Here is a 10084-nt window from a genome sequence, read left to right as displayed (position 1 = left end):
TCAGATCGGGGCTGGGAGCTCCGCAGGAGCGTGGAGCCGCCGGCCGGTCACCCACGGCTGGAGCCAGACGCCGGAAAGCTCCACGAGCTCGTCGGTATCAAAGATCAGCTGCGCGTGCCCGACAACGGTCACGCTCCAGCCGGCGCGCAGGTCGGGATCCAGTTCGTCGGCCTGGAAAGCGACCACAGCGTTGCCGGAGGCGGCTCGTAGTTTCGCACTGCCTGCCACCCGGATCACGATCTGCCCTTCATACAGCCGGAAGTTGACCGGTTGCACCGCGGGCAAAGCGTCCTCGGTGAACACCAGGCGGCCGAATCGCACAGTCTGTAACAGGTCCAGGCACTGTTCCCGGTCCAGGACCTCGAGTTCCGATCGAACTGACATGCTTGCTCCAAACCGAGAAGGTGCGACTGATTGCCATCGAGGATGCGTGCCCGCGCCCAGACGGACGCAGGGGCGAAAGTCCCGTACAGAGGGACCGAGTGGCACCCATTTGTCAGGCGTTCACGAGGGGAACGGTCCACGTGATGGCCGTGCCTCTGCTGGGCGCGGAGTCGATATCGCAGGTGCCACCCCAGCGAGCGGCGCGTTCGGAGAGGTCAGCCAGGCCGTCACGCGAAGGCGGGCGGCTGGGCAGGCCCTTTCCGTCATCCTGCACTGCCAGCTGCAGCCGGGTGCCCGCGACGGTGATCCGGACCGAGTGCGCATCTGCGTGCCGGGCGGCATTGGACAGTGACTCCCTGAGCGTGGCCAGCACGTCCGGCCGCACGTCATCCGGTACCAGGCTGTCCACCGGCCCGTCGATGCTCAGCGTGGGTTCGAACCCCAGCTGGCTGGTGGCTTCCTGGATCACGCGCAGCAGCTCACCGCGCAGACTGGCCGGACCGCCCGGGGCCTCCTGGAGGGAGAGAATGCTGCGCCGGATCTCACCGATGGTCTGGTCGAGCTCTTTGACGAAACCCGTGATCCGCTTGCTGACCTCCGGTTTGGCCACCAGCCGGGTCAGACCCTGCAGGCCCAACGCGATGGCGAACAGCCGCGAAAAGGACGTTGCCCCTAGTCGACACGTGACTGCCCATCGGTGCGGAGGGTTTTGATGACCCGTTCGCAGTGGGCGTTCATCTTCGGTGCCTGGGGTGTGCTGGTCAGGATGTTCATGTCGTCGGCTTGGAAGACGGCGTCGGAGGCGGCCGAGTACTTTGTGTCGCGATCACGGAGCAGAAAGCGGAATGTGCCCGTATCCGTTCCGAGATCGGTGGCGAGGTTGCGAGCCTGTTGTGTCGTCCCAGTCCTGGGTCGGGTGTTCGGTGACGCCGGCGATGTGCAGCCGTCGTGTGCCGTTTTCGAGGAAGATCGGGGCGTAGAGGCGTGTGTCGATGTGGAAGAAGTCTGCCGCGATGATGCCGCGGGCCTGGCTGGCGAGGAACTGTTTCCAGGTGGGGCCGGCTCGGTGTGGGGCGGGATCGATGCCTGCTGAAGTTCAGAATCTCCCAGATGGTCGATGTGGTGATCCGGTGGCTGAGTCCGGCGAGCTCGCCTTGGATCCTTCGGTGGCCCCAGCGCGGGTTGTCGCGGGCCAGGCGAATAACGAGCTTCTTGATGGCCGCGTGCGTGGGTGGCCGTCCGGTCGGGCGTCGGCGCGCGCTGTAGTCCCACTTCCTGGCGAGGAACCTGCGGTGCCAGGCCAGGATCGTCGCGGGTTGACCAGGGAAAATCTCGTGCCGGCGGCGACGGGGGAGTAGCGAGGACAGGGCGGCGAACCAGACGCGGTCTGTGGGCGCGTATCGGACTTGACCGGTGATCTGGCGGAGGACGGCGTTCTGGTGCCGGAGCCCCGGAGCGCCTGCCTCTGCGCTACGGGACCAAGCCTGCCAGGGCGGCCGGATTCGAACCGGCGTACTCAACCGTGACGGGTTGGTGCGCCTGCCTCTGCGCTACGACCCTGGCATTACCGGCATCGTATCGGCCGGGTTCACAACCCCACTGACCCGTCAAGCCCAGGCAGTCCTTTGTGACAGGACATGCCCAAGGTTTACGGCGTCATGTCAGGTGGCCGTTGCGGGGAGCGGGGGTGACGAGGCCTGCCTCGTATGCGTAGATCGCGGCTTTCACGCGGTTACGGGCGCCGAGCTTGCTCAACAGGTTCTGCACGTGTGACTTCACTGTGCTCTCCCCCAGGCGCAGTCGTATGGAGATCTCCGCGTTCGTCTGGCCCTCGGCCAGCAGCATCAGCACTTCCACCTCCCGGGCGGTGAGTGCGAGCCCGTTGGTGTCCAACCGTTTCGGGACCGAAGGCGTCGAGTCCCGGGGCCGTGGCACGACAAAGTGCCCCGCCGCAATCAGCCTGACCGCGGCGATGAACTCCTTCTCCGTCGACGACTGGGGTAACCAGCCAGCGGCCGCGCATCGCTGGTCGAACGCGGCCGGGAAGCCTTCGCCGCCGATCATGAGCATCCGGATGGGCCAGTCGGGTACGGCCTCGATGAGCCCGGTGATCACCGAGGCCGGGTCGTAGGCGTCGGTCATCACCAGGACATCGGGCGGTGCGTCGCCGGAGATGTGCGCGAAAACCCAGTCGATGTCATCCGCCTCCGCGACGATCTGGAGATCTCCGGTGCGCGCCATGGCGGCACGCACCGCGGTACGGGTGATCCAGTGGCTGTCCAGCAACACGACAGCCATTGGCTTTTCGTGCACGAGCCTCCCATCGACCACGTCAGGCCAGTGCTCCCGTCAGCAAGTTCTCGAACACCCCCGGGTCGTCCTTGCTCACCACTGGCCAGCCGACGCCATAGACACCCTCCCAGTAAACCTCGATTCCCGGGTTCGCGTGATCGGTCCCGTCCGGGAGGAACAAGTGCGGACTGCAGTTGACCTGGTCGGTCGCGGAGATCGCGGCGTCCGCGGACAGAGCCTTGCGGGCGCGGCCGTCGTCGAGGGCTTCGGCGAGCGCTTTCACGTCCACGACACCGGTCGATCGCGCGGCGTCCATGATGACCTTGCGGTTGCTGATGCACTGGGACTCCGCCCAGAAAGCCCGGCGAAGCGCCAGATCGAGCTGCTCCGACGCACGGTAACCCTGTTCCTTCGTAGCGATGACGGCCTCGAGAGCGGGCAGCGTCGTCGACGGGTACAGGTACTCCTTCGCCTGCCAGAGCTGCCAGCCCGCCTCAGGCTCGTGCTGTCCCATCCGGCCGACCTCGCTGTCGGTGCCCGACCGCGGGCTCGGCTGGTCGTTGAGCAGTTCCAAGGGGAACGCGCGCAGATCGAAGCTGATCTTGTCGGTCAGGCCGAGCTTGGCCCGGGTCTGGTGCAGCCGGAACACGGCGATATGCGCGAACGAACACCAGATATCGGCGAACACCGTGATGACACCGGGCTTCGGGGTCAGATTCGCGACCGTCATTGCCTGTCTCCTTCGTTTCCGGCCTCGTAGCGGGTCAGCGCCGCTTCGACTTCGATATCCTCATCGGGCAGCCACGGGTCCATCGACGGCACCGCGAGCACGGTCTCGATCAGCTCACCTGTCCGTCCACGGGCCGTCGGCGAATGGGCGGACAGCACGACTTCCGGTGACAGCGAACGGATCGAGTCAAGCGAGCGCTCCCACTTCACCTGATCGGCCAACGCGGTCCACGGTGCGTTGGCCCGCGTGAACAACGCCATGCCGTCGAGATAGGCGGATCGGTCGGCGTCCGCGGAATCCTCCACCAGCTCTGGTATCACCGTGCCGAAGCTGTCCGCCGCGAACAGCGCGGCGCTGCGGTGGTCGTACACCGCGATCGTGGACGGCGAATCGTACGAAGGCGGCCGTACCAACGTGATCCCGCGGTCGCCCAGCTCGATCGTCCGGCCGGGATTGACCGTCCGCACGCGGTGCTTGGGGACGTCCCATTCCTCGCCGAGCCTGGCCACCGCCAGCCCGTTGGTGATCACGGTCGCGTTCGGCGCGGCCATCAGCACCTCTTTGAGGTTGCCGCAGTGGTCCCGGTCGTCGTGGGTGATCACGATCCACTTGAGATCCCGCGGGTCCACCAGCGACCACAGCTCCTGCTCGAAGTAGCCGCGGTCGATCGCCATCCCGGTGTCCACCAGGATGGGCTCCTTGCCGGTGATCACGTACGCGTTGACGGGCAACAGACCGAGCCCGGTCAGCGGGAGATGTGACGGAAGCGTGTGGATGTCCGGAGCGGCCAGATACGGCTTGCGTAAGTTCGACGGCACTTGAAGTCCCTTCGATGATCAGGCGAGCTGGACCAGGATCGAGCCTGCGATCAGCAGCGCGAGGCCCGTGATGCGACGGGTGGTCAACGGGCGTTTGGGCATCCGGAACAGGCCGAAGCCGTCGATCACGGCGGAGGCGAGCTGCTGGCCGGTGACGGTGAGCGCGACCGTGGTGGCCGCGCCGATCTCCGGGATCAGCAGGAACGTCGCCGTCACGTACGCGGCCGCGCATGCGCCGCCGAGCCAGCCCCACCAGGGCATCCTGGCCAGCGGCTTGAACTGCGGCGTGGGTGTGCGGCGCAGTGCCAGCAGGACCAGCAGGACGATCGCGATCGTGATGGTCGCGACGATGAAGCTGATCATCGCGACGGTGATCGGCGCCTTCAGCTCGGCGCGCAACTGGGCGTTGACCGCGCCCTGGATCGGCAGTACCGCGCCGGCGACGATGCCCAGGATGATCCAGCCGATCCGGCCGACGCCGACCGGCGATGCCGGCTTCACCATGGCCCCCAACGACTTCCCGGCCGGCTGAGCGTCCGGCTGGGCGGCCGGGGACGGTGCGACGGGCTTGGCGGCGGGCTGACGGATGATCATGGTGATCCCCACGAGCACCGCGATCGCGCCCAGCACGATGCCGATGCTCAACGGCTCCCGCGGGATGCCGATGAGCCCGAACAGGTCCAGCGCCAGCGAAGCGAACATCTGGCCGGTCACGAACAGGCCGACGGCGGCAAGCGCACCGAGCCGCGGGAACAACAGGATGCCGCTCGTGATGTAGAGCGGGCTGGCGAGTCCGCCGAGCAGGTGCCACCAGGTCACGTCGGACACCAGGGACACCGCGCCGATCGTGCCCGCGGCGAGCGCCACGATCGCGAGCAGGATCGTCGCCACGGAAAGCTGCACGGTGGACGCACCGTAGGGAGTCTTGACCGCGCCGTTCAGTTGCAGGTTGACCGACGATTGCACCGCCAGCAGGCATCCCACCAGCAGTGCCGCGGCCAGCAGAGCCACGTTCATTTCTCACCTTTCCCCGTCGCATGGGAGAAGATCCACGCAAGTGAACGTCGTGTCCACTTATGGTCAGGAGAACCGTAGGGTATAAGTGGGCATGCTGTCCACTTAGCTCCCCCGTAAGGTGACGCCCATGGTCACTAGCGACCACCAGCTCCAGCCACCCGACCGGGCGGATCCTCGGCGGTCTGATCGGGCCAACCTGCTGGGCGGCCCCGCACGCCAGGAACGGGCCGACGCGGCACGCAACCGTGTGCGTGTGCTGGAGGCCGCTGACCGGCTGTTCTCCGCCGGTGATCCCCGCTCGGTCACGATGGACGACATCGCGCGTGCGGCAGGCGTAGGCCGCGCGACGCTGTACCGCCGTTACCCCGATCCCGGCGCTGTGGCGGTTGCCCTGCTGGACGAGCACGAACGGGTCCTACAGGAGAAACTGATCTTCGGCGAACCTCCGCTCGGCCCCGGCCAGATGCCCGCGGCACGGCTGGCTGCCTTCTACGAGGCCATGACCGATCTGCTGGACAAGCACCTGCATCTGCACCTGGGCGCGGAGATCGGCAGGTCGAGACTGGAAACAGGGGCGTACCGGTTCTGGCGGACGCATGTCCGCGCACTGGTGCACGAAGCCGGCGTGGGAGACCCGGACACGCTCGCCGACATCCTGATGGCGCCGCTGGCGCCGGAGGTCTACCGGTTCCAGCGCCACCACATCGGCCTGCCGAAGAAGGAGATCGTCGAGTCGCTGGTGCTGCTCGCCGGCCGTGTGCTCAGACCGTGACAAAGGCGCAGGGGCGCGGGCGAATGTGGATTCGCCCGCGCCCCTGCGCCTTGTCGTACCGTTATTCCTGCTGTGTCAGGTCTTCGGCGACCCTCACCCGCAACGACCCGCACGGCGGACCGGACAGCTGGTTGCCCGACCGCAGGTCGAACGTCGAATGGTGCAGTGGGCACGTGATCGTCATGCGGCGCTCGTTGACCACGCCGAACCGCAGCCTGCCCCCGCGGTGCGGGCACCGGCTTTGCACGATCACGCTGGTATCGCCCAGTTCCAGGAGAATGTCGTCCTCGCTGACCTGCCGGATGACCACCGTCATACCGGCACCGCCGCCCGCGCACGGGAGACCGCCGCCGCGGTCGCCTCGGCGACGACCGCGCTGGTCAACTGGATCCCGGTCCACACCTTGGCCAGATCGACCGGCCGGTACCGCTCCAGTGCGCCGATCGACGCCCGCATCTGCTTGCTGTGATACGCGTCGATGTACAGGTGCTCCGCGTAGTACTTGCCGTTGACGATCCCGAGCCGCTTGGTCGCCTCGGCGTAACACCTGAACGCGTAGAGCACGCTCGACTCGAAGTACGCATACGCGCCAAGGAAGTACTCGGGCATGGGTGCCCGCTCGGCGAACCAGTGGAACAGGTTGACGTACGCGAAGCACTCGTCAGGTGCGATGCCGACGTAGTGCTCGAGCTCGGCCGGCATCCCCAGCTCGGTCACCAGTCCGGTGTAGAGCTGGGCGTGTTCCTGTTCGTCGTTGCCGCATCCGAACTCGTCGATGAGGACCCGCAGCACGGCGGTCCGTGCCTTGGCCGGCAGGCGCGGGATGATTCCCAGGTGTGACTGGGATTCCACCAGGCCGTCGACCGCGAAGTCCGCGACCACCGACGTGAACTGCGCCAGCGTGGCTTCCTGGGCGAGGAAAAACTCGTCCGGGCCCGGGACGCCGCGCTCCTCGGCGTCGAGGAGGTCCTGCAACGCGTCGAGAAGTTCGTTGCGAGACGAGAACTCCGGCGCCTGCGCTTCGATTTCGGCGGCCAGGCCGGCCACCCAGGCACGTTCGATCTCGAGCATGTCCGCGTACGCCTCGACGGTCGGCACAGTGCGATTGTGGATATAGAGCCGCTTCTGCGGGGAGTCCCCTGGGGAGACCCTCATGTCCGCTCCTCCACCACCAGATCGGTGCCGATCACCTTCCGTTTGCAGAGTTCCTGCTTGACCAGCCGGTACCAGTCGTCCTCGAAAACGCCGTAGCGCCGGCAGGTCTCGTCGATCGTGGCCTGCCGCTCTGGCGTGGGGTCGACGAGCATCGCGTTGCACAGCTGTGGTTCGAGGTTGGCCAACGGCCCGATGAACCCGGCCACACCGTGCGCTTCCAGAAGCAGGTTCTCCCAGCCCTCGAACACCGGCACGGTGTGATCGGCGCGCACGATCCGCCGGGTGAGCTCCGCCGAGCCGCTGGATTCCTTGATACCGACCACGCCGGGCAGGGCGAAGATCCGCAGCAGCGTTTCGAGCTCGATCGTGTTGCCGGACACCGCGGCCTCGTTGTAGATGAACAACGGGATGTCGACGGCCGCCCGTAGCGCCTGGTAGTGCGCAAAGATCTCGTCCTGCGAGATGTCGGCCTGGAACGGTGTGGTCACGACGACCGCGTCCACACCGAGTTCCTTGGCCAGCCGGGCGCGTTCGATCACCTGCCCGGTCTCCGGCAGCTGGATCCCCGCCAGCACAGGCAGGCCGCGCGAATGCTCGCAGGTGGCAGCGACCATGTCACGCCATTGGGTCTCGCTGAGCTTCCAGCCCTCGCCCGAACTGAGCGTGGGCATCAGCCCGGCCACGTCCCGGTGCACCGACTCGATCAGCCTGGCCACGCTCGCCGTGTCCACACGGGTGTCCATGTCCAGTGGCGTGATCAGCGGAACGATTGTCCCGGAGTACATGTCAGAGATCCTTTCCGGCGACCCGCACCAGCAGCGAACGCTGGTACAGACGCTCCAGATATGGCGGGAAACCGAGCTCCGTCCCGCCGTCCGGCGCCCGGACGGGCAGGCCGTCGTTGCTTGCCAGCCGCGGGTTGACGGTGACCAGCTCACCGCCCCTGGCCAGGACCATGCCCACGGTCAGCCGGTCGGTCAGCTCCAGGCCGTCGAGGATCGCGGCCGACTGCGCGGTCTTGATGTCCTGTTCCTGGTACGGGACACGATCCAGGGTGATGTCGGTGTGCAGGACGTCCATGAACGGGTAGTAGGTGTCCTGCTCCGTGCGGCCGTACTTGCTCCAGATCAGGTCGTCGCACCTGCCGACCTGTTCCAGGCTCATCACGATCCGGCCGCCGGCCAGCCGCCTGACGAAGAAGTTCTTGCACGCCCGGCGGATCGAGTCGTCCTCGGCGTGCATCCCCATGAACAGGGCGGAATCGATGAACACGTCACCGGCCATCGTTGCGCAGCACCTTCCGCATGGCGGTCATGGCGTCCGCGAACTCCTCGGGCCGCCTGGCCAGTGCGATGCGGATGTAGCGCTCGCCTTTTTCCTTGTCGTCCCAGTAGAAATACGTGCCCGGCAGGACGTAGATCTCGTGGTCGAACAGCTGTGACTGCAACTGGCTCGCGGTCAGATCCGGCTGCGTGATCCTGAACCACGCCACGCTGGTGTCCACCACCGGCTCGACGTACTCGAGGATCGTGCCCGCCAGCGCCTCCCTGGCCGCGGCCCGGTTCTCGGTGATCACATCCCGCACCGAGGCGAAGCCGTCGTCGATCGAGTCCTCGACGTACCGGACCAGGAAGTTCAGCACGAACGGCGAGACGTTCAGCAGGACCGCGGTATGGATGTTGTAGACGTCCTCCCGGATGTCCTCGCTCGCCGTGATCATCGCGCACTTGGCGTCCTGCACCGGCCAGGTCTTGCCGGTGTCCTCGATCGCCATGTAGGTGACACCGGACTCCTCCAGCATCCGGTAGATGTCGATCCGGTCCATCCCCTGCGCGCACAGCACGAACGACGCGAAGCAGAAGTCCATGATCAGCAGCTTGCCGGTGTCCTTGCACAGCCGCAGCAGCTCGGCGAACCCGCTTCTGCCGTCCTTGAGCAGGGTGAAACCGGTCGGATTGTTCGGGTCGACGAGATAGATGGCGTCGGTCGTGACACCCGACATCCGGTCGTAGACGGAGTCGAGGTCGTGCAGCCATTCCTCCGGGAACGAGCCCAGCTCCACACCCATGTGGCGCAGCAGGTCGACCAGGTTGTCGAAACACGGCGTGACCAGCGATACCGACATGTTCCGCTGCTGCAGGTACATCGCCGCGACCATCGTGGAGACACTCGCCGAATACGACAACAACGTCTTCTGCATCGCCGCGGCTGTGGGCTGCTTGTGTAACCGGAAGAACGCGTCGAGAAAACGTCGTTCCGCGTCCGACTGCAGGTTGTCCTCGGACTCGTGCCACAGGTCGGGCAAGCTCGCGACGATCGCGTCCTGGCTGGCGGACTGGCGCTGGTGGGTGTGCGCGTCGGCCAGGTTGTACTTCGTCTTCAGCGCCTGGATCTCGTGCTGGGTCAGGTCGACGAACTTGCTGACGTCCGGAGTACCGGCCTCGACCGGATCGAGGATCGTGACGTCGTCGCTGATCATTACCTGGATCTCCGTTCAGAGCTCATAGAAACCGCGAGAAATGACATGGCAACTGTGCGGCCGCTTCCCCGACGATCGCGGAAGCGGTCGTGCCTTGCTCAACTCAGCTGTGTTGCACAGAACTGCAATTCCAAACCGCCCACGCCAAACGCGGACAGTTTTATTCGGCCCCAGGTTAAGTTCCCGTCAACTGCCCGTGACGCATTTGAAACAGCGGAGCCCAGCATAAGAACTGCGGATCAAGGACGCCACCCGCCGATGTGATGGTTCTTCTTCATCATTTCGGCCGACGCTATCCGGGTGGTCCGAGTAGCTCACTTTCCGTGGCCGGCCGGGCTTGACATATCCACGCGCCCCGCTAGCAGGGCATATTTACCTACAATGCGCAGAATTGTTCCGAGATCCGCCTGTTGGACGGCCTTGACTTCGAAGGCCGT

12 protein-coding genes and 1 tRNA gene are annotated in these 10084 nt (G+C 65.9%); 1 reads left to right on the top strand and 12 read right to left on the bottom strand.

What is annotated here, in order from left to right; genetic code table 11:
- The 7 genes from JOF56_RS45195 to JOF56_RS45165 form a co-directional block, all read right to left on the bottom strand.
- Complete coding sequence (locus JOF56_RS45195) at window positions 1-384, bottom strand: pyridoxamine 5'-phosphate oxidase family protein (protein WP_209645683.1); 384 nt, start codon at window positions 382-384, stop codon at window positions 1-3.
- A gap of 112 nt (window positions 385-496) precedes the next feature.
- Complete coding sequence (locus tag JOF56_RS45190) at window positions 497-1021, bottom strand: sensor histidine kinase (protein WP_209645682.1); 525 nt, start codon at window positions 1019-1021, stop codon at window positions 497-499.
- Between the two features lie 848 nt (window positions 1022-1869).
- Window positions 1870-1947 (bottom strand) — tRNA-OTHER (locus JOF56_RS45185).
- Window positions 1948-2040: 93 nt separating this feature from the next.
- Window positions 2041-2682 carry a response regulator transcription factor gene (locus tag JOF56_RS45180; RefSeq protein ID WP_209645681.1) on the bottom strand — a complete coding sequence of 214 codons (642 nt, stop codon included), beginning with the start codon at window positions 2680-2682 and terminating at the stop codon, window positions 2041-2043.
- A 34-nt stretch (window positions 2683-2716) separates the two neighbouring features.
- Window positions 2717-3406, bottom strand: a complete 690-nt coding sequence (locus tag JOF56_RS45175; protein ID WP_209645680.1) for a DsbA family oxidoreductase — start codon at window positions 3404-3406, stop codon at window positions 2717-2719.
- A complete protein-coding gene (locus JOF56_RS45170; protein WP_209645679.1) occupies window positions 3403-4224 on the bottom strand; it encodes an MBL fold metallo-hydrolase in 822 nt (273 codons plus the stop codon). The genes JOF56_RS45175 and JOF56_RS45170 overlap by 4 nt, the downstream gene beginning before the upstream one ends.
- An 18-nt stretch (window positions 4225-4242) precedes the next feature.
- A complete protein-coding gene (locus JOF56_RS45165; protein ID WP_209645678.1) occupies window positions 4243-5241 on the bottom strand; it encodes a DMT family transporter in 999 nt (332 codons plus the stop codon).
- A 127-nt stretch (window positions 5242-5368) separates the two neighbouring features.
- Between JOF56_RS45165 and JOF56_RS45160 the strand changes: the two genes are divergently transcribed.
- Complete coding sequence (locus JOF56_RS45160) at window positions 5369-6013, top strand: TetR/AcrR family transcriptional regulator (RefSeq protein WP_209645677.1); 645 nt, start codon at window positions 5369-5371, stop codon at window positions 6011-6013.
- A gap of 61 nt (window positions 6014-6074) precedes the next feature.
- Here the strand turns inward: JOF56_RS45160 and JOF56_RS45155 are convergent, their stop codons facing one another.
- Genes JOF56_RS45155 through JOF56_RS45135 form a run of 5 tightly spaced genes read right to left on the bottom strand, consistent with a single transcriptional unit; the run spans window position 6075 to window position 9647 of the window.
- Window positions 6075-6329, bottom strand: coding sequence for a Rieske (2Fe-2S) protein (locus JOF56_RS45155; RefSeq protein WP_245378665.1), 255 nt, complete (start codon window positions 6327-6329; stop codon window positions 6075-6077).
- Window positions 6326-7168, bottom strand: coding sequence for an iron-containing redox enzyme family protein (locus tag JOF56_RS45150; RefSeq protein WP_209645676.1), 843 nt, complete (start codon window positions 7166-7168; stop codon window positions 6326-6328). Before JOF56_RS45150 ends, JOF56_RS45155 begins: the two co-directional genes overlap by 4 nt.
- The gene (locus tag JOF56_RS45145) at window positions 7165-7953 is read right to left on the bottom strand and encodes a dihydrodipicolinate synthase family protein (protein ID WP_245378664.1); all 789 of its coding nucleotides are present in this window, start codon (window positions 7951-7953) and stop codon (window positions 7165-7167) included. Before JOF56_RS45145 ends, JOF56_RS45150 begins: the two co-directional genes overlap by 4 nt.
- A gap of 1 nt (window position 7954) precedes the next feature.
- Window positions 7955-8452: a DUF6190 family protein gene (locus tag JOF56_RS45140; protein WP_209645675.1), complete on the bottom strand. Its 498-nt coding sequence runs from the start codon at window positions 8450-8452 to the stop codon at window positions 7955-7957.
- Complete coding sequence (locus tag JOF56_RS45135; protein ID WP_245378663.1) at window positions 8442-9647, bottom strand: aminotransferase class I/II-fold pyridoxal phosphate-dependent enzyme; 1206 nt, start codon at window positions 9645-9647, stop codon at window positions 8442-8444. The genes JOF56_RS45140 and JOF56_RS45135 overlap by 11 nt, the downstream gene beginning before the upstream one ends.
- Window positions 9648-10084: the final 437 nt, after the last annotated feature.

This window comes from Kibdelosporangium banguiense (assembly GCF_017876405.1).
In the GTDB taxonomy this organism is placed as follows: Bacteria; Actinomycetota; Actinomycetes; order Mycobacteriales; family Pseudonocardiaceae; genus Kibdelosporangium; species Kibdelosporangium banguiense.
Note: the sequence above shows the minus strand (reverse complement) of the source record. Positions and strands in the feature narration are given on the sequence as shown.

What these genes read in the sequence shown, in the direction of transcription:
- JOF56_RS45195 (WP_209645683.1), bottom strand. Translation starts at nt 384, where the DNA reads ATGTCAGTTCGATCGGAACTCGAGGTCCTGGACCGGGAACAGTGCCTG.
- JOF56_RS45180 (WP_209645681.1), bottom strand. Translation starts at nt 2,682, where the DNA reads ATGGCTGTCGTGTTGCTGGACAGCCACTGGATCACCCGTACCGCGGTG.
- JOF56_RS45175 (WP_209645680.1), bottom strand. Translation starts at nt 3,406, where the DNA reads ATGACGGTCGCGAATCTGACCCCGAAGCCCGGTGTCATCACGGTGTTC.
- JOF56_RS45165 (WP_209645678.1), bottom strand. Translation starts at nt 5,241, where the DNA reads ATGAACGTGGCTCTGCTGGCCGCGGCACTGCTGGTGGGATGCCTGCTG.
- JOF56_RS45160 (WP_209645677.1), top strand. Translation starts at nt 5,369, where the DNA reads ATGGTCACTAGCGACCACCAGCTCCAGCCACCCGACCGGGCGGATCCT.
- JOF56_RS45155 (WP_245378665.1), bottom strand. Translation starts at nt 6,329, where the DNA reads ATGACGGTGGTCATCCGGCAGGTCAGCGAGGACGACATTCTCCTGGAA.
- JOF56_RS45150 (WP_209645676.1), bottom strand. Translation starts at nt 7,168, where the DNA reads ATGAGGGTCTCCCCAGGGGACTCCCCGCAGAAGCGGCTCTATATCCAC.
- JOF56_RS45145 (WP_245378664.1), bottom strand. Translation starts at nt 7,953, where the DNA reads ATGTACTCCGGGACAATCGTTCCGCTGATCACGCCACTGGACATGGAC.
- JOF56_RS45140 (WP_209645675.1), bottom strand. Translation starts at nt 8,452, where the DNA reads ATGGCCGGTGACGTGTTCATCGATTCCGCCCTGTTCATGGGGATGCAC.
- JOF56_RS45135 (WP_245378663.1), bottom strand. Translation starts at nt 9,647, where the DNA reads ATGATCAGCGACGACGTCACGATCCTCGATCCGGTCGAGGCCGGTACT.